The following is a 21,580-nucleotide window of genomic DNA, read 5'->3' as shown; positions in this document are numbered from 1 at the left end:
TTTTAACTATTTACAGGAGGAATTTTTGATGAATTATCAAGATGTTTTTAAATTGGAATTTGCGTATCTAGAGACTTTTTCCAAACGCACTCATACCAATTGGGGTTCATTATTTTGTAATGAAAGTCAGCCATCTTATTATGAAGCAAACCATGCACATATTAGTAGAATCTCTGATACACCTCAACTAATTATTGATGAAGTAGTTCGTTATTATGAAACTAAAAAGATAATACCAAGATTTTATATATATGATTTAGATAACCAACAAAATTTAATTGCAAGTTTAAAATTAAATAATTTTGGCTTCGAAGAATTAATTAGCCCTGTTCAATTGTGGGATAAAAAAATATTGGAAATAGAAAATAATAAAGATGTAGCGATTGAGCTTGTAACTAAAAAAAATTATCATGAAGCTTTAAACATTGAATGCAGTATAAAAGAGTTCGGTGGTAAAGAGGTTAGAGAAAAAGCATTTGAGCAGGAATTTAATCATCCTAATTTTCAGCACTATCTACTCCGTAATAATGGTACAGCATGTGCAACTGCTTGTATTTTTAGTTATGACAATCAAGCTCGAATGGAAAGTGTCGCTACTTTAGAAGAATTTAGAGGTAGAGGATTAATAGGAGAGCTCATTCACTACCTTCAAGTTGAAGTTTCAAAAGAGAGATTAGAAAACCTATGGGTGTTTCCGATCAATGAAAAAATTGAAAAAGTGTATCAAAAATATGGATTTAATACCGTAGCAAAATGGAAGATGGGACATGCATATTTAGGTGGAAAAAGTATTAAAGAAATTCAAGGATAGATATTTAATTGGAAGGGGCTATCATATTGAAATTTTTTAAATTTGAAAAACAAGTAGGAAAAAATATTTCCCATTTTAACTCGGATTTCATCATGTCTCGAATTGTAAGAACGGAGAAGCCAACACAAATTGGTTGTATGTATTTAGAAACCAATGGGGTTGTTGGTTATCATGAAGCTGTTGTACCTCAATTACTCCTTGTAATTGCTGGAGAAGGACGGGTTCGTGGGGAAGTTGGATCAACGGTAAAGGTTAAAGCTGGAGATGCAGTTTTCTGGGGAAAAGGGGAAGGACATGAAACAACAACTGAAACTGGTTTAACTGCTATTGTAATAGAGTCTGAGGAGTTAAAGCCATCTGAATTTATGTGGGAAAAAGAATAAGTTAGTAAATATTACTTTTGAATTGGCTCTCCTCCATAATAAAACCGATTAGCTCCTTCTTAATACCAATCAGTTTTATTATTGAAGGAAAATTCTGTCTAATTAAGATGCTTTCTCTTGATATTGATTGAGTAGGTGATCTAGTTCTTGGCTGATGGATACGACAAGTCGGTGCGTAAATCCTAATTTTTTCGCCATCCTGTACATGTCGTTCCTCTTGATTCCAATTTGAATCAATAAAGCCTTTTCGTTCAATAAACTTTTCAACAAAAACTTCCTCCATATTGTGTATTTGGCTTCGATTCTTTGAGGATAATTTCTAGAAGATTGGGAAGCAACCTGTCCATTGTATGACATAAAATACGCAAAATTTGTCACATTGCGTAAGAAATCGAAAATTTAATATAATTGTAATAAAAGAAATAAATACTAGTCGAATGATGCAAAAAAACAAGATTCTTGCTTTAATGTGTTCCTATGTCCACGCTTTTTTTAATAACTGCACACCTAGCTGTATGTCTTCGATGGATAAATTACTAAAACCAAGTTTTAGCATAGAAACATCCGGTTTATTACCAATGTATAAATGGGAAGTAGGATATACTTTTACCCCTTGTTCAAGCGCTTGTTGTATAAGTGTTTTTTCTCCAACAGAGTTCTGTAATTGAATTAGTATATATAATCCAGAATGTGAACCAATGATTCGAATGGTTTTACCAAATGCCAATTGTAAGGAAGTAACAAGTGTTTGGATCTTTCTTTTGTATGTTGCACGCATTTTTCGAATATGTGAATCCCAATGTCCACGTTCCATAAAACGAGCCATTGTTCGTTGATGAATGCTAGAGGCTGTTTGTTCAAAAGTAGCGAAATGTTGTTTATACTGATCCAGTAATTCAGAAGGTAACACCATATAACTTAACCGAATCGACGGTAAAAAAGCTTTTGAAAAAGTACTTATATAAATGACTCGAGAGTCTTGTTGAATCGATAAAAGAGCTGGAATTGGCTGTTGTTGATACCGAAATTCACTGTCATAATCATCTTCAATAATATAGCCGTTTTGTGAATTCGCCCATTTCAGTAATTGTAGCCGCTCAGCAATTGGTAATGTCACACCTGTCGGAAACTGATGTGAAGGAGTAATGTACACTAGCTTCGAATCAGTTTGTTCAAACTGTTTCATACATAACCCTTTCTCTATTACATCAATCGGATTAACTTGAAATCCAAATAGCTGAAAAACAATACGAGCACCGTCATAGCCTGGATTCTCAACTGCAATTGATGAATACTCCTTTTTTAATATGATGCACAAATGCATTAACAGTTGTTGTGTACTACTACCAATCACAATAGAGTCAGCAGAAGTCCGAATACCTCTTGATTGCAATAAATAGTTTGCTATTTTTTCTCTTAGCAAACTATCTCCTTGTTGTTCACCGTACATATATACAATATCTTCTTTCAACACTTCATTGACACATTGTCTCCAAGCTTTTAAAGGAAATGCATGTTGATCTACTGATCCTGCTCGAAAATCCACTCTAATATTATTTTCTTCAGTGATATACTTTTCGGCATGTAATGTTGGGATATGTATATCGATTGTCTCGAATGCTTCCACAAAATATCCTCTTTTTTGCTCACTTCGAATATACCCCTCCGCCAGTAACTGTTCATATGCGACAAGTGTGGTATTTCTACTAACATGTAAAATCTCAGCTAACTGGCGAATGGAAGGAAGCTTCGTGTCAGAATGGAGTTCTTTGTTTTCGATAAGTGATCGAATGGAATGATAAATCTGTTTATATTTTGGACTGTTTTCATGTAAATGTAGCATTAATTCTTTCATTTAGCACCCCTCACTGACATGTTGACATGATCAAAACTGTATCTTTTTATTATGTCACTTGTTGTCAATACTATATGAAAGGAGTGAAGAAAATGCAAATAAAAATGCTACAAACAAAAGAAGACTGGCAAGCCGTTTATCCACTTATTCAACAGTTGCGACCTCATTTAACAGAAGATCGGTATTTTGAGCTCTTAAAACAAATGCCAACCTATCAAGGATGGGTTATCGTGGATGGGACATTTAAAGCATTTATTGGTTTTGAAGAACGTCATAACTTTTACAATGAAAAACATTTATTTGTCTATGATTTTGTGACAAATGAAAACGATAGATCCAAAGGATATGGAGAAAAGCTAATGGAAGCTCTTATTACACATGCAAAAGAAAACCAATTTGGTTATATTTCCTTGGAATCAGGGGTTCAAAGATATGATGCTCATCGTTTTTATGAAACAAAAATGGGATTTAATAAATGGTGCTACTCATTTCGAAAGAAGGTTTTCTCATGAAAATTGTAAAAGGGAATCTTAATTGTTTAAAGGATCTCATTCCACTATTTAATATACTAGCAAGTGGTCTAAATCCACCGTCTTTAGACGGTATCCGCTTTTAGCCTTGTTCTTATTTGTCCATACTTCATATATGAGGTGAGATTATGGATGGATATAGGAAAGGTAGTCATACGGTGTACGATATCAAGTATCATGTGATATGGGTTACGAAATATAGATATAAGGTATTAAGCGGCCAAGTTGCGATAAGGATAAGAGAGCTCATCAGACAGGGGTGTGAAGCAAGGGGAATCACAATCCTACAGGGGAGTGTGGGGAAAGATCATATTCACTTGTTACTGTCCTGTCCGCCAAGTTTAGCGCCGAGTAAAATCATGCAATATCTAAAAGGAAGGTCATCAAGATTATTGCAGGATGAGTTTCCAGAATTAAAAAAGAGGTTTTGGGGGCAGCATTTATGGGCAAGGGGTTATTTTTGTTCGACAGTAGGCACGATTACGGAGGAAATTATAAGAAATTATATAGCAAACCAATTCAACGAAGAAAAGAACGACATATTCCGGATTGAAGAATAAGTTTAGTTGTGATTACAGTGTGCTTAAGCATAAGAGCATTAAGAAGGACTTCAGCCTTTCCAACGACTTTAGTCGTCGACATTCATGTCAAAATCCACCTGCTTTAGCAGGTGGTCGTTTAATGGGTATCGTTCGTTTTATGGACAGCCAAGCGATGAAGAAGGTGCAAAAAGTTTTCTATTAGCAAGAATTCAATATGAAGAATCCGTTATATTTATTGCATACATGGACGAAAACCCAGTTGGATTTGTACAATTATATCCGTTTTTTTCTTCTGTCGGCATGCAGCGAGCGTTCATTTTAAATGATTTGTTTGTCGATCCAGTTTGTCGAAAGAAAGGAATAGGGAAAGCACTTATGGAAAAGGCTTTTCAGTTTTGTGAAGAGGAGAATGCGAGATTTGTAACATTACAGACAGCAACTAACAACCAGCATGCAAAAGCATTGTATGAGCAGATGGGAATGCATATAGATAATGAGTGTTATTATTATATAAAATATCTATAAGTTGTAGGGTTAATAGCTATCAAGAAGCATGTATTGTAACTCGAAATTCTTAAAACTGCCAGATTCAGCATATTATAAGATGAATGAGTCTGGCAGTTACATTGTTTTTATTTTTCTTTACTAAAGTCAAGAATTCGTATTAGATTGCCAGAATTGTCTTGGAAAATAGCGTAACGACCAGGAGGAATATCAATAGGCTCCTTAATGAATTTGATAGTGTCTTTATTGTCTTCAAAATATTGATCTACACTATCAACTAAAAAAACTGCTCCAGGAGTTAAACCTACCTCATCATTTTCTAGCATTAATTGGACTTCTGAGCCTGGCATTTTTAATGCAACGGTATGATCTCCTTCTCGCCAAGCTTCTTCAAATCCTAATACGTCGCGATAAAAAGCAAGTGATTCCTTTAGATTTTCGACTGGATAATCTATAAATAATAATTTCATATACTTTCCTCCAATGTTTTTATTTTTAGAATAATCTAATTATGCACTACGTAATAAGGTTACGTCAAGCGTAAATCATTTACGTGAAATAATTGGTATGTTATGATGAACCTATGAAAAATTGGATACCTATACCAGGCTCAAACAAAGAAAAAATTATTAAAGTTGCACTCGAAGAATTTAGTGATAAGGGATACAAAGCGGTTAATATTGCAGAGTTAGCTGCAATGGCGGATATGACAACGGGTGCTGTTTATCACCACTTTGGTTCTAAAGCAAAACTGTATGAAATAATAAGAACCGATATGGAACAAAGAGTTATAGATAGAATGGAAGGAGCAGCGTCTTTATTTGACCAAGAGAAAGAAGCGTTGGAGGCAGCACTTGTTACAGGTTTAAATTTTGCTGTAAAAATGAATATCTGTAAACTACTGAGCGAAGAAAAACCATATACCCATCAAGATAAGATAGAGGAGTTCTTAACAACCATGCTACTAAAAGAAAATCTTCGCCTTGATGTTGTCGTTCTTTCTTCTTGGCGTTCTATATTGAAGGCAATTACCGATGAACAGATAACTAATGAACAGGGGAAAAGCTTACTTAAATGGCTATTTAGAAGCTAAGGAAACGGAATTACTTCTACAGTAATGTAAGAGGAATTATACTTTTGGATGAATATTTGGAAACAAACTGGTAACATCATATTTATACAACATGGAAGCACCATTTGAGATTTTAATTCTCAAATGGTGCTATTATAATTGTTCCCTAAGCAATACAGTTATTCAAACGATTGAGGAAGAGAAAACTATGGAATAAAAATAATTAAAATAAAAATCAATACTAGGTGCTAATACTAAGCGATATAATATATTTTATAAAAAATTAAATAGTAAGTGGGGGTTTTAAGATTGTTAGATACTAAACAAATCCAATCAATTATTAAACACCGCTATCCATTTCTTTTGGTGGATAGAATATTAGATCTAGAAATAGGAAAACGAGCAATAGGGATTAAAAATGTAACAGCAAACGAAGAATTTTTCATAGGGCATTTTCCTAATTATCCTGTCATGCCAGGCGTATTAATTGTAGAGGCACTCGCTCAAGTAAGTGCAGTAATAATGCTTGCGATAGAAGGAAATGAAGGGAGACTGGGATTTTTAACTGGGATAGAAAATTGTCGCTTTAAACAGCAAGTAAAACCCGGGGATCAACTTCAACTTGAGGTAGAGATTACTCGATTAAAAGGACCTATTGGGAAAGGAAAAGGTATCGCTACCGTTGATGGAGCGTTAGTTTGTGAAACAGACTTGATATTTGCATTTGGGAAATAACAAAGTTTGAAATCAATAAATCATTCAAAGGTATGAACAAATCCCTTCTGCATAAATGATAAAATTAACAAAAAAGGGGGATTGGTTGTATGCATTCTACATGGCCAACAAATATGCAAATAGCGCAAATTCGAGTTGCACGTCCTACTCATCAGATAAAGGAAGTTACGAAATTTTATTGTGAAGGCCTTGGTTTAAAGAAAATTGGCTCTTTTAGTGGGCATGATGGCTATGATGGTGTCATGATTGGTCTTCCAAACGCAGACTATCATTTAGAGTTTACTCAGCATGAAGATGGCAGTCCTTGTCCTGCTCCAACCAAGGACAATTTGCTTGTTTTTTATATGCCCAATCTTGAAGAGATTGAATTGATACAAAATCGATTAAAAGTAATGGGATATGATACAGTATCTCCTGAAAATCCATATTGGGAAAAGTCAGGTATTACAATTGAAGCTCCAGATGGTTGGCGAATTGTGCTGATGAATACACCTGGGATATAAGAAGAGCATCCTTTCTCTTCGGTTTTTTTTGTAACCATTTTCTTCTATAAACGTATTAGAGTGTAGTACATAAAAGTAAAGGGGAAAGAAAATGACATTATCATTAATCTTTGACATGGACGGGACGTTATTTCAAACGGACAAAATATTAGAAATATCACTTGAAAATACATTTAACTATTTAAGAAAATCAAAACTATGGGATAAAGAAACCCCAATAGAGAAGTATCGCGAGATTATGGGAGTGCCCTTACCGGTAGTGTGGGAAAACCTATTACCAAATCATTCGATGGAAGTTAGGGAACTAGCAAACGAATTTTTTCATGAACAATTAATTGCAAATATAAAAGAAGGAACAGGTGCACTATATCCTCATCTGGAGGAAGTATTCAGCTATCTGAAAAGTAATAACTATTCTATCTATATTGCTAGTAATGGGCAAATTGAGTATTTAAAGGCGATTGTAGACTATTATTATTTGGATCAGTGGGTTACTGAAACATTTAGCATTCAAGAAGTACAAACGGATGATAAAGCAGATTTAGTTTCTACTATATTGAAGAAGTATGATATTCGAGAAGGTGCTGTAATAGGGGATAGATTATCGGATATAAATGCAGCTAAAAAGAATGGATTAACTGCTATAGGATGTAGGTTTGATTTTGCCCAAGAAGCTGAGCTTTCCCTGGCAGATCTAGTTATTGATGATTTACAGGACTTGAAAAGAATTTTCACGTAATTCTTTGTGCTTTCTTCGGCGCATATCATATTCGTACAATGAAGTAATATCAATTCTTTCGAATGATTATTTTGGAAAAAAGAGCTTGTTAGCCAATTCGAACAATATTAATAAGTAGAGGAGAATCACATGAGCGATTATCAGGAAATAATGAGAAAAGTGATTTTATGGGGAGAAAAAGAGGACGATATTCGCTCCATTTTTGTAGTTGGATCAATGGCTCGCAGTGAAAAACCTGCAGATGAGTGGGCAGATATGGACTTAGTCATTGTTACTTCGGATGTTGAAAAATGGTTGAGCAATGAAGAGTGGATTAATTATTTTGGAAATCCTCAAATCTCCTTTTTAGAGGGAACTCCTGTTGGAAATTTAATTGAACGACGTGTAATGTTTGATGGAGCTAGTAGTGTAGACTTTAATTTCTTGAAACTAGAAATAGCCAAAACATTTTTAGTAAGTGAAGAAGTGCAAAATGTAATTGCACGTGGAGTTAAAGTATTACTAGATAAAGATTCTATTACCAAAGTCTTTCATGATACTTCTTCCGTAATAAAAAACAAAGAAGTACCTACGTTCAGTGAATTTAAAAACGATGTACATGATTTTTGGTTCCATGCAGTTTATACAGCTAAGAAATTACGTCGCGGGGAATTATTAGTTGCAAAGTCTAACTGTGATGATTATTTGAAACGATTATTGATAAAATTTGTGAAGTTGCAATCCATGATGAAAGGAACAAATCAACAAAGTTGGCATGATGTAAGATTTTTTGAGGAATGGGCAGATAAAGAGGTTGTCCAAAAATTTCAAGGGATTTATGGAAAGTATAATGAGGAGAGTATTTGGGATGCTTTATTTCAAACAATGGAGCTTTATAGAAAAGTTGCTAAGCAAATATCAATAGAACTAGATTATGATTACCCAATAATTGCTGATCAAAGTGCTTCTAAACTAGTAACTAATTATTACAAAGGAAGAACATATATAATGACTGAGGAGAAGTAAATAAAGAATTTTCACATCATTATTACATGAAGAGGATCGGAATTAAGAACTTGTAAGAAATACGGAGAAGTATAAACAATTAATCCATTTATCTATTACAATTGTGTTGAGTTACCTTTGACTAGTGCAAAATACAATATCGAAAGCCACTTTGAGGATACAAATTGGGGTGGCTTTTTAATGATTGTCCTAAAGTCTGGAGATCAATGTATAAAAAATTCGATATTTATTAGTTCTTCACTAATTAGTTGTTACGCAATCTAATTAGCCTTTTACTGTGAATGCATTAATATGAAGCAGCACCATCCGTCCAATTTTTATCTTTGCGTTTTGCATAAAATAAATGAATCTAGTATGCTATTTGCAGATAGTGTATATCATTTGACTCTAAATGCTTGTAATTATATACTAGGTTACGTTATGTAACTGAAGGTTTCAAAAAATGATTTAATAGACAAATAGAAAACAGATGATTCATTGAATCATGTATATCTGTTTAAACTATAAGATTGGTGAGAATGAGATGACTATATTGAAAGAAATAATGGATATTTTACAAGATAAAATGAAATTAATTGAAATAACAGCTCAGGAGAAATTATGTTTAGTCGGCCCTGTAAAGTTGCCAATTAAACAAGGTGATTTTACAGCAACATTCAACTGGTATTCTTGGTTAAAAGTTGATGCAACGCTATCTAAAAAGGAGGTTGTTGCCTCGCTTGCAAAGTCAGGTTTAGCTTTCGGACAGCAGTCATCGGTATTAGTGTTTGGTGACTTTGCAAATGAAGATGATGCACTTATTCGTATGCATAGTATTTGTCATACTGGTGATATTTTTGGGAGTCAGCGATGTGATTGCGGTTATCAGCTGCACGAATCAATGAAAATGATTGCGGAGCACGGTTGTGGAGCAATTTTTTACTTGGCCGATCACGAAGGACGAGGCATTGGGCTATTTTCTAAATCATTAGCTTATCTTTTACAAGAGGATGGGTATGACACAGTGGAAGCGAATCATGCACTAGGCTTTGAAGATGATACACGTTCATACGAGGAAGCGATTCGAGTGTTAGAAGCGTTAAGAGATAAGCCAGTTACACTAATTACAAATAATCCGAAAAAGCTTTCTGCACTAAAGGCTCATGGGTTACTAGCAGATCATCATGTACCATTATGGGGCGGATTAACGGATACAAATCGTTTTTATTTAGAAACAAAAGTGCAAAAGTCAGGACATATTCTCGAAGAAAAACCGACAATAAACGTTTAAGGAGTGCAGGGTGATGAAGAACGATCAAGATTATATGCGCCTCGCCCTTGATTTAGCTGCAAGTGCAAAAGGTAAAACAAATCCGAATCCAATTGTAGGGGCTGTCATTGTAAAAGATGGCGTTATTGTTGGAACAGGGGTACACCGTAAAGCAGGTGAGCCACATGCAGAAGTACATGCTTTTAATATGGCAGGTGATCATGCGAAAGGGGCAACACTGTACGTCACGTTAGAGCCATGCTCTCATTACGGCAAAACACCACCATGTGCGAAGCTTGTCAAAGAATCAGAAGTATCTCGTGTGGTTGTAGCAATGCAGGATCCAAATCCCGAAGTGGCTGGAAGAGGTATTAAGATGCTAAGTGACGCTGGCATTGAAGTAGATGTTGGTGTGTTAGAAGACGAGGCAAAAAGACTCAACGAACGCTTTGTTCATAATATGATCACGGAGCGTCCATTTGTCATTTCCAAATTTGCAATGACACTAGATGGGAAGCTTGCAACACACACTGGTCATTCAAAATGGATAACAGGTGAAGCAGCACGTGCAGATGTGCATCTACTACGTAATGAAGTAGATGCTATTTTAGTCGGTGTTGGGACAGTATTAGCGGATAATCCATCCTTAACGACTAGATTACCTGAAGGCGGAGGGAAAAACCCAACGCGCATAATATTAGATAGTCAATTACGCACACCACTAGAAGCAAATGTATTACAAACCGACGAAGCAGATACGATCATTGTCACAACTATTGATGCAGATTCTGAACTTGTAAGGCTATATGAAGAAAAAGGTGTGTCATTTATTTATGTGTCACGCGTTGACAATGGATTGAACTTACAAGAAATGCTTATTAAGTTATATAAACGCGGAATAACAGACGTGCTCGTTGAAGGTGGCGGAGCAGTAAATGCTTCGTTCTTAAGAGCAAATTTAATTGATAAATATTTCATTTATATAGCACCTAAAGTATTAGGTGGAGGAAAATCATTAACACCATTTACTGGTGAAGATGTAGAAACAATGGATGCTGCAATGCAAGTAACATTTGAAGATATCGAGAAATTTGGCGAAGATATTCGGATTACAGCATATCCAAAGCAAGGTGATAAAAAGTGAATAATAAAGTAGACGTATGCATCGTAGGGGCCGGGCCAGGAGGGGTACTACTTGCATATTTACTTGCAAAGAAAAATGTTTCCGTTATGCTTCTTGAACGTCAACAAGAAGTAGGAAAAGCATTTCGCGGGGAGCATTTAAACGAAGAAGGCGAAGCAATTCTAAAAGAACATGGCCTTTTTGATGCAATAGAACAATTAGGGTTACTTCGTATGGAACAGCTGGAATATTGGCAGGAAGGAATGCCATTTAAAACGATCTTACCCGATCCAAAAGTAGGGCATCTCGGCATTCATGTACCTCAAACGCATTTGTTAACCGTGTTGTTACAGGCAGCACAGGAATACGCTACATTTAGTTGTATGATGAATACGAAAGTAGTAGAGTTGCTAAAAGATAACTCAGGAAATTTTTGTGGAGTCAAGGCAGTAAGTGATGGGGAAGAAATTGTGATTGAAAGCAATCTTATTATCGGTGCGGATGGTCGTTACTCAACAGTGCGGAAAAAAGCAAATATTGACGTGACGATTAGAAAGCATGGCTTTGATTTACTATGGGCTAGAATTCCTGCACCAAAAGATTGGGAGCCATCGATTAAAATGGCACTTATTGGTGATAAACAATTATCGCTATTTACACAAGCGAAAGGCTTTATACAAATTGGTTGGAATATCGAGGAAGGTTCGTTTTCTAAGTTACGAAAGCAACCCTTTACTCCATTTATCGATCAATTGATTGAAGCATTTCCACAACTTGAAGAAACTGTACATCAACATATTCAATCATGGCAGGATTTTGTCTTATTAGATGTATACAGTTCTACGAGTGAAAGTTGGGGAAAAGACGGTGTCATATTATTAGGTGATGCGGTGCATACGATGACACCAACAGGGGCTTTTGGATTAAATAGCTCATTAAAAGATGCAGATTTTCTGGCAACTCTTATTGATAAAAACTATGTATCGCAACTCGATTTAATATACTAGCAAGTGGTCTAAATCCACCGTCTTTAGACGGTATCCGCTTTTAGCCTTGTTCTTATTTGTCCATACTCCATATATGAGGTGAGATTATGGATGGATATAGGAAAGGTAGTCATACGGTGTACGATATCAAGTATCATGTGATATGGGTTACGAAATATAGATATAAGGTATTAAGCGGCCAAGTTGCGATAAGGATAAGAGAGCTCATCAGACAGGGGTGTGAAGCAAGGGGAATCACAATCCTACAGGGGAGTGTGGGGAAAGATCATATTCACTTGTTACTGTCCTGTCCGCCAAGTTTAGCGCCGAGTAAAATCATGCAATATCTAAAAGGAAGGTCATCAAGATTATTGCAGGATGAGTTTCCAGAATTAAAAAAGAGGTTTTGGGGGCAGCATTTATGGGCAAGGGGTTATTTTTGTTCGACAGTAGGCACGATTACGGAGGAAATTATAAGAAATTATATAGCCAACCAATTCAACGAAGAAAAGAACGACATATTCCGGATTGAAGAATAAGTTTAGTTGTGATTACAGTGTGCTTAAGCATAAGAGCTTTAAGAAGGACTTCAGCCTTTCCAACGACTTTAGTCGTCGACATTCATGTCAAAATCCACCTGCTTTAGCAGGTGGTCGTTTAATTGATTGTGCGACAAAAAGAAAAAAAGAAGTAGAAAAGATTCAAGCGATTCAAATTGAGAAAGAACAGTCATTTGCGTCCCAATTTGTCGTATTGGCTTAAAGAGTAGGAGAATTTACGTGAAATTTGGTTTTGATATTGATGATACGTTAATTAATTTAAGAGAACATGCCTTTCATCTATACAATAAAAAATTAAAACAAAATATAGGCTTAGAAGTATTTCGTCGTATTAATACAGTCGAAATCCATGAAGCATTCGGACTTGAAAAAGAAGTTGGTAATGCAATGTGGGTTAGCTTAATGGAAGAAATTTATTTTACAGATTGCCCAGCATTTGAAGGAGCCATCGAAACGTTGCAACAATTAACAAAAGACGGACATGAAATTTTTTATATCACATCCCGTCCGAAAAAATATTGTACGCAAACGCGCGAGTGGATGAAAGCACAAGGCTTCCCAGTGCAAGATGATCATTTTTACTGTGGCATGCAAGACGATGAAAAAATTGCAACCATAAAAGAGCTAGAACTAGACTTCTATTTTGACGATAAACCAGCAGTACTAGAAACGCTACTTGAAGTTGCAACGAAAGTATATATTATGGACCAGTCGTATAATCAACATGTAGATCTACCACGTATGAAGCAGTGGTCAGAACTAGAAAAAATCATGATAAAGTAGATTCTAGATTAGGGTAAATGAGGATTAACCAGCTCGTAATGAGATTGGCAATCGTTCGCTAGTACATTGGTCTGCTTTAGGAAAAATCATTTTAGCCAATCTTACCTTAAAAACTCAAACAGATATCTTACGAAAATTGAACTTTGCAAAAGCGAAAGATTAGACATTCAATGACGCACATTTATTTGTCCATCATTTAAATGTTATTCATAAACAAGGTTTTGCTTTGATGATGAAGAACGTATTGTCGGGATTCGTTGTGTAGCTGTGCCTTTATTCTTAGAAGGTAAAGTGATTGCTTCTCTAGCCATTGCTGCACCAGCCGAACGTATCACAAACTCCAAAAGGACAAGACTAATTCTCAAGTTAATTGAAGGTAGCGAGAAGATTGCTCGAGAAATTGAATCGCTCAGATAGAAGTTAACACCATTAAATAAAAGACAAAGCAACGTTCTGAGCTTTGCAAAATGTAAAGTCATTTTTCAACAACAGGAGGAAACACACATGAAAGTAGTAGCAATAGTTGGTAGTATCCGTAAAGAATCATTAAACTTAAAATTAGCACAGCACGTACAAAAGCGTTATGCAGATAAATTTGAGCTTGAAATTTTAAGCTTACGAGGCTTACCAATGTACGATCAAGATATTGAATTAGATGCACCACAAGAAGTAATTGACTTCAAAGAACAAGTAAAAGCAGCTGACGCTGTTCTTTGGATAACACCAGAATACAATTCAACTATTCCAGGCGTTCTTGGTAACGCAATCGATTGGATGTCCCGCGTGGACCGCGTAGTAAACGGTAAACCATCGATGATTATGGGTGCATCAATGGGCGCAATGGGTTCAGTAAAGGCACAAATGCACTTACGTGACATTTTATTTGCAAGTGGCTTAAACTCTCCATTACTACCAATGAACGAAGTATATGTAGGGGCCGCTCATACGAAATTTGATGACGAAGGTAATCTTACAGACCAAGCAACTGTTGAGTTTTTAGATACAGTAATCGAAAACTTCCAAAAATGGATGAAAGCATTCGCTTAAAATAATGAAAGAGGCTGTCCAATAGTAGCAATTTAGACAAATTGAACAACTCTCAACTAATTTATAGACAGCGAGAAAATGCTTAGCTCCAACTCTCATGCAATTCTAAATTAAACGACCACCTGCTAAAGCAGGTGGATTTTGACATGAATGTCGACGACTAAAGTCGTTGGAAAGGCTGAAGTCCTTCTTAATGCTCTTATGCTTAAGCACACTGTAATCACAACTAAACTTATTCTTCAATCCGGAATATGTCGTTCTTTTCTTCGTTGAATTGGTTTGCTATATAATTTCTTATAATTTCCTCCGTAATCGTGCCTACTGTCGAACAAAAATAACCCCTTGCCCATAAATGCTGCCCCCAAAACCTCTTTTTTAATTCTGGAAACTCATCCTGCAATAATCTTGATGACCTTCCTTTTAGATATTGCATGATTTTACTCGGCGCTAAACTTGGCGGACAGGACAGTAACAAGTGAATATGATCTTTCCCCACACTCCCCTGTAGGATTGTGATTCCCCTTGCTTCACACCCCTGTCTGATGAGCTCTCTTATCCTTATCGCAACTTGGCCGCTTAATACCTTATATCTATATTTCGTAACCCATATCACATGATACTTGATATCGTACACCGTATGACTACCTTTCCTATATCCATCCATAATCTCACCTCATATATGAAGTATGGACAAATAAGAACAAGGCTAAAAGCGGATACCGTCTAAAGACGGTGGATTTAGACCACTTGCTAGTATATTAAAGAAAACAATAACCCAACACTTGTTAATAAAAAGCAGGTGTAATATTAAAAGACTTGTCCCCAAAAAGACAAGTCTTTTAATACGTTATAGAAATTAATATTTAGCTTTTTAGAAATCTTTACCACCACTTTGTTTATCCCTGAAAACTTTATACAAGTTCAAGTCCAACTGCTGGATCTGATTCCTAAACTTGTGTGAATTATCCGATTATAAAAATTCTCCTTTATATAAAATAATCAAGCACTAACAATTAGTATCAACTCATTAAAAATGATTCAATTTTTTTTTAAAACCGTTAAACTTTTTTCCAATCGTTGCATCTATATTTCAAAACCTCAGGATGCTTTTCTATTTTTAATATGCCAAATTCACATAAATTCCCTTGTTGGAAAAAGGCTGTATGCACCTTTGTCATAGATCCAAACTTTTCATTATCTCCAAACGGATCAGCAGTTCATTAATTCGCTTTTTTATTAGATAATGTGTTTCTTCTTATCCAAATTATTTTGTGTATAGAAGGTAAGAACTGTGGATTAGAATCTTCTTCCACTTTTGAAGGTGATGGTATCCACAACAGGAGTACTTTCAGTAGCAGAAATTCAAAAGTGTTTCTTGATACAGCATTATATATAGCACAAGAAACGGTGACATTGATCCAAGAAGGATTAACGCAAAAGCTTCTGAAAATTGAGCAAAGAAGAAGGAATAAATGAAAGTAAGGATATTTTCGAACGAGTTAAACCAAGGGGGGAGGAAACTGATGAAATAAATAGGAGCATTAATTCTGGAGAGGGAAAAAAGTTCTTTTTGTTGAACTTATTAAACTATAGCAGCAATTATATCCGTTGATTTACTTAACACACGTATTTGAACAGTTGCCTTTATTAGTTCTAACGGATTAGGAAGCGCTCGATCAGCTACTTCAGTGGCCGAAGACCCTTCCAACAGATTGCTACGCCAAAAATAAAATTAAATAAAGCATATAATAAGCGTCCACTGTATTGACAGGTTGGTGCTATTTGACGCTTATTAATGAATTGGAAAAAATAGGTCTCAAAGGAATACATTAAGCCTTACAAATTCTCCTAAAAAAGTTTATTATACCAAAGGGTAAGGAAGATATTCTTATTCTGGAACTAATAATATTAGGAGGTAAGAGAGAAGTGCAACATAAAGTATTTACCAAATGGCTAGCTAGTATTCTAGCAATCATATTAATTTTTACATCTATCCCTTTTACGAATTTAGTAGTAAAAGCAGAAGAAAATACGGAAGAGGGAATGGAAGAAACGCCTACTTTACCAAACCCGGATGAGCTACCCTCTATAGCATCTGGAGAAGCCCCGCCTTTTCAAAAGATAGAGCCAAAAGAAGTACCTGAACTTCGTACGGAAACGTCTATGGTTATGGACAATGGAGATGGCACCTTCACGATGCAAATGTTCCAAGAACCAGTCTTTCGAAAGAACAGTGGGAAATGGAAAGAAATACAGCCTAAACTAAAAAACAAAAGGCTGGAAAGTCCTTTGCAAGTGAATCAGTGGATGAACTCGCAACGGAAAATACACTCCTCGATATCCGTTTTTCTCCCAAAATGAATCAATACAAATATGCTGTCCTCGCTTATAAAGGACATATATTAACTTATACCTTCCAAGAAGCATCAGGTGAAAAAGGTGTACAAAAAGTAAAAAATACAGTTGCATCTTATGAAGAGAATAAGATTTCCTACCGCGATGTGATCCCAGGACTGACATTACGAAACATCGTATTCGATGAATCGGTAAAAGAAGATATTATTCTAAGTCATTATAACGGTACAAATAAATATCATTTCTTTATGGAAACAGAACTAACTGCAAAAATTGAAGAAAATGGTTCGATTACATTTAGAGATCAACAGAATGAAATAATCTACACATTGCCGAAACCTCACATGACGGATTCGAATATCAATCCTGAATCAGCGGAACCCCAGCGTTCAGATGATGTTCACTTTGAACTAAGCAAAGAGAAAAAAGGGTATGCATTCACAGTCGTGGCGGACGAAAATTGGTTGAAGGATCCAGATCGAGTGTATCCGGTTTATATCGATCCTACCACGAAGGTTCAAGCCAATCAGGATGCTTCTGTGTCTGAAGTTTATCCGACCGCTAATTATGGGAAAGACTGGGACAGTAGTTTGGGAGCATACATATTAAAAGTTGGTAAATATGACGCCGCTACTGGAGAATACTTTGCCTATGTGAAAACACCTACACCATCAATCCCTTATGCAACAATTGAAACCGCGATTTTCAACATTTACAATGTCCACTCTTACTATCCTTCGACTCTTACAGGTGTATGGCTTGACCGAGTAAATGGAGCTTGGGACCAATCAACTATTAATTGGAGCAACAAACCTACCTCCTCCTTATTCACTTCAACTAGTGTTTATAAAGGAAACTGGGCTACTTTTAATGTAAAAAATGCAATAAATGATTGGATGAAAGGAACGACTCCCAACAATGGGTTTAAACTTCACACGAATGGGAATGGTCAAACGTTCTGGAAAAAGTTTTATGCAACCGAGCATACAGTGGCAGATTATCGTCCACATTTGAATATCGCCTATTTTTATACATCTCCAAGTAATCTTTCTGCAGAAGCAACTAGTTTAGGAAATGGGACAGGGTATATTGATTTAAAATGGGATGCTGTAGCAGGAGCCTCTAGCTATAATGTTTGGATTTTCGACGGGAATGTGTATAAATCAATCAATGTAGGAAAGAACACAAAATGGTCCACCAAAGATAAATCTGTTTGGCCAAAAGAGGGAGCGAACCTACCAGTTAACCCCCAATCCGTTTATAAGGCTTCTGGTGGTACGACCTATAATGACCGAACAAACTATGCCATATCAGTCAGTGCTGTGTTTGCCAACGGAGAAAGTCCTAAAGCAAACCCAATTGTACCAACTATTCCAAATTTAAAAATGCCTGCTGCACCTACCGGTGTTGCCTATAGCAATCAAGTCGGAACGAACACAGGCTATCTTAACTTAGAGTGGGAACCGATAACTGGCGCTACTGGCTACAAGGTTTGGATTTTTAATGGACTTAGCTATGAAGCATTTGACGTAAAGGATGCTACTAGTTGGACGACACAAAATAAAGGAATTTGGCCGACGGCTGACGAGATAAAGAATGGAAATTCATCCACATTAAAACTCCACCAGGATGGAAAAGGACTGGAACTGCCAGTGGATCCATCCCCTATGTATGCCAAAATGGGGACGAAATATGCCAATTCTAAAAATTATTTCTTCCGATTAAGTGCGTACAATGAACAAGGGGAAACGGTTTTTTCCAATGATCCGTTAATCATTAAAACGCCTCAAGGAACTGAGTTTTTAGGATATGAAGATTATTGGTTGATGATTGATGTGCCTAATGGAACGGTGAATGCAACTTCCGGTAACCTCTTGCTAAATAAAAATGATGTTTTCATTTCTGGGAATGGACCTGGTCTTGGGATAACCAGAACCTATAACAGTCTCTCTTCTACTGTGGGATTATTCGGAAAAGGCTGGCACAGTGATGCGGAAATGAATGTCGTGCCACAAGGACAAGATGCAATTTTGACCGATGAGGACGGAACCATTCATCTATTTAAAAAACAGACGGAAACAACCTATAAAGCACCTACTGGCGTTTATCTAGAATTAACAAAAACAGCAGAACAATATCAGTTAAAAGCAAAAGATCAAACCATCTATTACTTTTCGAAGAGCACAGGTAAACTAGAGAAGATAACAGATGGCTACAACAAATCAACGGATTACCTTTATACAACGAATAAGATAGTTATTCGTGATGTTGCTGGCCGTGAAATTAAATTATCGCTTAATGCAGATGGTTATGTCGAAAAGATAACAAGTCCTCTTCAACGAACTATAACATTTGAATATAATGCAGATAATCGAGACTTACTTGAGAGAGTTTCCGATACCAGTAACCAAGTGACGCAATATGAATATGATACAAATCAAAATTTAGTGAAGTTATACGAGCCAAGACATTTAGATGTCAACGAAACGGAGAGTATTCCGGTAATCACAACCTATGAATATGATAACGATAATGACCGAGTGAAGAAAGTGATGGATGCCGAAAATAGTGTTTATACATTAGATTACCACTCATCCGAGAAACAATTGGACCTAATTAAGCCAAATAATAAAAAAGTACAATACACATTTAATGAAGCTGGCAATCCTATTCAACAAATAGATGACGTTGGCGGTTTAAATATAAAAACTAGTTTTGTTTACAAAGGAAACAATCTAGAAGAAATGAGAAACAATGACGATCAAGGGGCCGCTATTGCAACCGAGTCATATGTTTATGATGATCTTGGAAATATCCTTAATTCCTCTGAAAGCAACGGAAAAAAGAAATCTGAATATATGTATAATGATAATAACGACGTTATATCTTCTAAAACAATCGAGAGTACAGGTAATAAAGTGACTAACTTTGCTTACGCTGGTTTAGATCTAGTATCCGAAACTGACCAAAGTGGAAAAGTATCTTCTATTTCAAAATACAATGAGTACGGTAACATAGTCGAGTCTAGTGCATCTCTTGGTGCAGCTAACAATTTATTAGCAAATAATAGTTTTGAAGATGGAACCACTTCATGGTTGATTTATAGTAATAATGAAAAAGGAACTATGGGAATTGACACGAACTCAGAAAATGGTTTAAACGGAATACAGACGCTAAAACTTAATGTCACATCCGATTCAAAGATCAATGCACAAGGATACATTGCAGCAACCCAAGTAATTACAGTTGAACCTGGGAAAACTTATACGCTCAGTGGAAAAGTAAACCTAGATTATTCACCAACTAATACAAAATCCCACTGAAAACCTGACTAGTCGGCTTTTCAGTGGGATTCTATTTTTCACTTAAATGATGAAAAAAGAATCCATTTCTGCTAAGGTTATTACGACCAAGAAACAACCAAAAGAAAGGATTCTTATGATGTCTACTTTATCGCAAAACACCTTACATTTCAACCGTTCTATTAAATTATCCAACGATGGAGGCGCACTCTCCTCAGACACCGGCGAATTGATTTACCGGGAATTTGATGAGAAATTAGGCTTCTCACAAACCATTGCTAAACATCTTCAGTTAAAAGATGAACGTACGTATTGTATACATGAAAACGAACAACTTCTTCGTCAAAAAATCTATCAGCTCACCGCTGGCTATCAGGAGGACGACGCAGCGGACCGATTGACACACGATCCGATTTTCACACAAGTTCTTGGTACAGCTGCACTGGCTTCTCAACCGTCGTTATCTCGGTTTTTCAAGCGCTTTGACACGCAATCATTAGACCAGCTTCAAGTGGCGAATCAGGAGTTGCTAGACCGGGTTCATCACGCGCGTCAATCGAAGGCACTCATTTTCGACTTAGATTCCACCCATGCCGACACATACGGAAACCAAGAAAGTTCATCCTACAACGCCCATTATCGCACAATGGGTTTTCATCCACTTGTTGCGTTTGACGGACTAACAGGTGATTTCTTAAAAGCACAATTGCGTCCGGGAAACGTGTATACTTCCAATGGTGTAGTTGATTTTATGCGTCCACTCATCCAACACTATAACGAAGTTTTTCCGGAAACGTCTTCTCTTGTCCGTGGAGATAGTGGCTTTGCGGTGCCTGATCTATATGAATTATGCGAAAAAGAATCGGTGTACTATATCATTCGTTTAAAAGCGAACGCCAAGTTAAAAGCACTGGCGGAAGAACTGCATCCAGCTCACGAAATTCGTGATGTGTCCGTAAGAGAAAGCTACGTCGAAGAGTCTATTTATCAAGCATCGTCTTGGTCGAAGCCTCGTCGTATAATCATTCAGTCCACTCGCCCAGCAGGTGAACTGTTCTTTTCGCATGCTTTTTTTGTGACAAATACTGGCGAAACCTTTTCACCACAAGCGATTGTACAGTCATACAAACAGCGTGGCACGATGGAAAACTTCATCAAGGAAGCGAAAGATGGCTTTGGTTTTGATCAGATGAAGAGCCATGATTTCCTAGTCAATGAAGCACGCATGATGTTAAGTCTACTTGCGTATAACTTCACGAACTGGCTACGCACTCTGAGTTTTCCACCTTCCAGCAAAGGCATTCAAATACAAACGATTCGCATACGTTTGGTGAAAGTAGCGAGTAAACTGGTGAAATCCGGACGCTCCTTATATGTCAAAATCTCCTCCAGTTTTGTCTATGAGCACTTCTTTTGGGACGTTCTGGCCAGGGTTCAGCAGCTAAAATTCATTTAAATAGCCCTTTTTAAAAATTCGAACTCGCACCAAGGGAGTA

At 36.4% G+C, this 21,580-nt stretch carries 25 protein-coding genes; 21 read left to right on the top strand and 4 right to left on the bottom strand.

The window, feature by feature from the left end; genetic code table 11:
* Positions 1-28: 28 nt before the first annotated feature.
* Together ACEPXG_RS10055 and ACEPXG_RS10050 are read left to right on the top strand one after the other, a co-directional pair.
* A complete protein-coding gene (locus ACEPXG_RS10055; RefSeq protein WP_391201646.1) occupies positions 29-811 on the top strand; it encodes a GNAT family N-acetyltransferase in 783 nt (260 codons plus the stop codon).
* A 26-nt stretch (positions 812-837) separates the two neighbouring features.
* Positions 838-1,194, top strand: a complete 357-nt coding sequence (locus ACEPXG_RS10050) for a cupin (RefSeq protein ID WP_391201643.1) — start codon at positions 838-840, stop codon at positions 1,192-1,194.
* A gap of 102 nt (positions 1,195-1,296) precedes the next feature.
* Here ACEPXG_RS10050 and ACEPXG_RS10045 read toward each other — a convergent pair whose 3' ends face one another.
* Positions 1,297-1,461: a Spo0E family sporulation regulatory protein-aspartic acid phosphatase gene (locus ACEPXG_RS10045; protein ID WP_391201641.1), complete on the bottom strand. Its 165-nt coding sequence runs from the start codon at positions 1,459-1,461 to the stop codon at positions 1,297-1,299.
* A gap of 208 nt (positions 1,462-1,669) precedes the next feature.
* The gene (locus ACEPXG_RS10040) at positions 1,670-3,049 is read right to left on the bottom strand and encodes a PLP-dependent aminotransferase family protein (RefSeq protein ID WP_391201638.1); all 1,380 of its coding nucleotides are present in this window, start codon (positions 3,047-3,049) and stop codon (positions 1,670-1,672) included.
* 92 nt (positions 3,050-3,141) lie between these two features.
* Here ACEPXG_RS10040 and ACEPXG_RS10035 point away from each other — a divergent pair, with 92 nt between their 5' ends.
* The 3 genes from ACEPXG_RS10035 (at position 3,142) to ACEPXG_RS10025 (ending at position 4,646) form a co-directional block, all read left to right on the top strand.
* Positions 3,142-3,561, top strand: coding sequence for a GNAT family N-acetyltransferase (locus tag ACEPXG_RS10035; protein ID WP_391201635.1), 420 nt, complete (start codon positions 3,142-3,144; stop codon positions 3,559-3,561).
* A 146-nt stretch (positions 3,562-3,707) separates the two neighbouring features.
* The gene (gene tnpA / locus ACEPXG_RS10030) at positions 3,708-4,139 is read left to right on the top strand and encodes an IS200/IS605 family transposase (RefSeq protein ID WP_391201591.1); all 432 of its coding nucleotides are present in this window, start codon (positions 3,708-3,710) and stop codon (positions 4,137-4,139) included.
* A gap of 84 nt (positions 4,140-4,223) precedes the next feature.
* Positions 4,224-4,646, top strand: a complete 423-nt coding sequence (locus tag ACEPXG_RS10025) for a GNAT family N-acetyltransferase (RefSeq protein WP_391201632.1) — start codon at positions 4,224-4,226, stop codon at positions 4,644-4,646.
* A gap of 107 nt (positions 4,647-4,753) precedes the next feature.
* Here the strand turns inward: ACEPXG_RS10025 and ACEPXG_RS10020 are convergent, their stop codons facing one another.
* Positions 4,754-5,095 carry a VOC family protein gene (locus ACEPXG_RS10020; protein ID WP_391201629.1) on the bottom strand — a complete coding sequence of 114 codons (342 nt, stop codon included), beginning with the start codon at positions 5,093-5,095 and terminating at the stop codon, positions 4,754-4,756.
* A gap of 113 nt (positions 5,096-5,208) precedes the next feature.
* Between ACEPXG_RS10020 and ACEPXG_RS10015 the strand changes: the two genes are divergently transcribed.
* The 13 genes from ACEPXG_RS10015 (at position 5,209) to ACEPXG_RS09955 (ending at position 14,427) form a co-directional block, all read left to right on the top strand.
* The gene (locus ACEPXG_RS10015) at positions 5,209-5,718 is read left to right on the top strand and encodes a TetR/AcrR family transcriptional regulator (RefSeq protein WP_391201626.1); all 510 of its coding nucleotides are present in this window, start codon (positions 5,209-5,211) and stop codon (positions 5,716-5,718) included.
* 288 nt (positions 5,719-6,006) lie between these two features.
* On the top strand, positions 6,007-6,432 hold the full coding sequence (gene fabZ / locus ACEPXG_RS10010) for a 3-hydroxyacyl-ACP dehydratase FabZ (RefSeq protein WP_391201623.1): 426 nt from the start codon (positions 6,007-6,009) through the stop codon (positions 6,430-6,432).
* An 89-nt stretch (positions 6,433-6,521) separates the two neighbouring features.
* Entirely contained in the window at positions 6,522-6,935 is a 414-nt protein-coding gene (locus ACEPXG_RS10005; RefSeq protein ID WP_391201620.1) for a VOC family protein, read from the top strand.
* 91 nt (positions 6,936-7,026) lie between these two features.
* Positions 7,027-7,674, top strand: coding sequence for an HAD hydrolase-like protein (locus ACEPXG_RS10000; RefSeq protein ID WP_391201617.1), 648 nt, complete (start codon positions 7,027-7,029; stop codon positions 7,672-7,674).
* Between the two features lie 129 nt (positions 7,675-7,803).
* Positions 7,804-8,679 (top strand): aminoglycoside 6-adenylyltransferase, encoded by an 876-nt coding sequence (locus tag ACEPXG_RS09995; protein ID WP_391201613.1) that lies wholly within the window; start codon positions 7,804-7,806, stop codon positions 8,677-8,679.
* A 523-nt stretch (positions 8,680-9,202) separates the two neighbouring features.
* Complete coding sequence (locus ACEPXG_RS09990) at positions 9,203-9,949, top strand: GTP cyclohydrolase II (protein WP_391201610.1); 747 nt, start codon at positions 9,203-9,205, stop codon at positions 9,947-9,949.
* Positions 9,950-9,962: 13 nt separating this feature from the next.
* Complete coding sequence (gene ribD / locus ACEPXG_RS09985) at positions 9,963-11,072, top strand: bifunctional diaminohydroxyphosphoribosylaminopyrimidine deaminase/5-amino-6-(5-phosphoribosylamino)uracil reductase RibD (protein ID WP_391201607.1); 1,110 nt, start codon at positions 9,963-9,965, stop codon at positions 11,070-11,072.
* Positions 11,069-12,058: an FAD-dependent monooxygenase gene (locus tag ACEPXG_RS09980; protein WP_391201604.1), complete on the top strand. Its 990-nt coding sequence runs from the start codon at positions 11,069-11,071 to the stop codon at positions 12,056-12,058. The genes ribD and ACEPXG_RS09980 overlap by 4 nt, the downstream gene beginning before the upstream one ends.
* 86 nt (positions 12,059-12,144) lie before the next feature.
* The gene (tnpA, locus tag ACEPXG_RS09975; RefSeq protein ID WP_391201591.1) at positions 12,145-12,576 is read left to right on the top strand and encodes an IS200/IS605 family transposase; all 432 of its coding nucleotides are present in this window, start codon (positions 12,145-12,147) and stop codon (positions 12,574-12,576) included.
* Between the two features lie 19 nt (positions 12,577-12,595).
* Positions 12,596-12,799 (top strand): hypothetical protein, encoded by a 204-nt coding sequence (locus ACEPXG_RS09970; protein ID WP_391201601.1) that lies wholly within the window; start codon positions 12,596-12,598, stop codon positions 12,797-12,799.
* A gap of 17 nt (positions 12,800-12,816) precedes the next feature.
* Complete coding sequence (locus ACEPXG_RS09965) at positions 12,817-13,380, top strand: 5' nucleotidase, NT5C type (RefSeq protein WP_391201598.1); 564 nt, start codon at positions 12,817-12,819, stop codon at positions 13,378-13,380.
* Between the two features lie 267 nt (positions 13,381-13,647).
* Entirely contained in the window at positions 13,648-13,797 is a 150-nt protein-coding gene (locus ACEPXG_RS09960) for a hypothetical protein (RefSeq protein ID WP_391201596.1), read from the top strand.
* 87 nt (positions 13,798-13,884) lie between these two features.
* Positions 13,885-14,427, top strand: a complete 543-nt coding sequence (locus ACEPXG_RS09955) for an NADPH-dependent FMN reductase (RefSeq protein ID WP_391201593.1) — start codon at positions 13,885-13,887, stop codon at positions 14,425-14,427.
* A 232-nt stretch (positions 14,428-14,659) separates the two neighbouring features.
* Here the strand turns inward: ACEPXG_RS09955 and tnpA (ACEPXG_RS09950) are convergent, their stop codons facing one another.
* On the bottom strand, positions 14,660-15,091 hold the full coding sequence (gene tnpA / locus ACEPXG_RS09950; RefSeq protein ID WP_391201591.1) for an IS200/IS605 family transposase: 432 nt from the start codon (positions 15,089-15,091) through the stop codon (positions 14,660-14,662).
* Positions 15,092-16,353: 1,262 nt separating this feature from the next.
* Here tnpA (ACEPXG_RS09950) and ACEPXG_RS09945 point away from each other — a divergent pair.
* The 3 genes from ACEPXG_RS09945 to ACEPXG_RS09935 all read left to right on the top strand — a co-directional run bounded on the left by ACEPXG_RS09945 (position 16,354) and on the right by ACEPXG_RS09935 (position 21,540).
* Positions 16,354-16,788, top strand: a complete 435-nt coding sequence (locus ACEPXG_RS09945; protein WP_391201588.1) for a hypothetical protein — start codon at positions 16,354-16,356, stop codon at positions 16,786-16,788.
* Positions 16,731-20,105: a DNRLRE domain-containing protein gene (locus tag ACEPXG_RS09940; protein WP_391201585.1), complete on the top strand. Its 3,375-nt coding sequence runs from the start codon at positions 16,731-16,733 to the stop codon at positions 20,103-20,105. The genes ACEPXG_RS09945 and ACEPXG_RS09940 overlap by 58 nt, the downstream gene beginning before the upstream one ends.
* Before the next feature lie 118 nt (positions 20,106-20,223).
* Positions 20,224-21,540 (top strand): IS1380 family transposase, encoded by a 1,317-nt coding sequence (locus ACEPXG_RS09935; protein WP_391209871.1) that lies wholly within the window; start codon positions 20,224-20,226, stop codon positions 21,538-21,540.
* Positions 21,541-21,580 lie beyond the last annotated feature (40 nt).

It is taken from the genome of Psychrobacillus sp. L4, from assembly GCF_042944905.1.
Lineage (GTDB): Bacteria > Bacillota > Bacilli > Bacillales_A > Planococcaceae > Psychrobacillus.
Note: the sequence above shows the minus strand (reverse complement) of the source record. Positions and strands in the feature narration are given on the sequence as shown.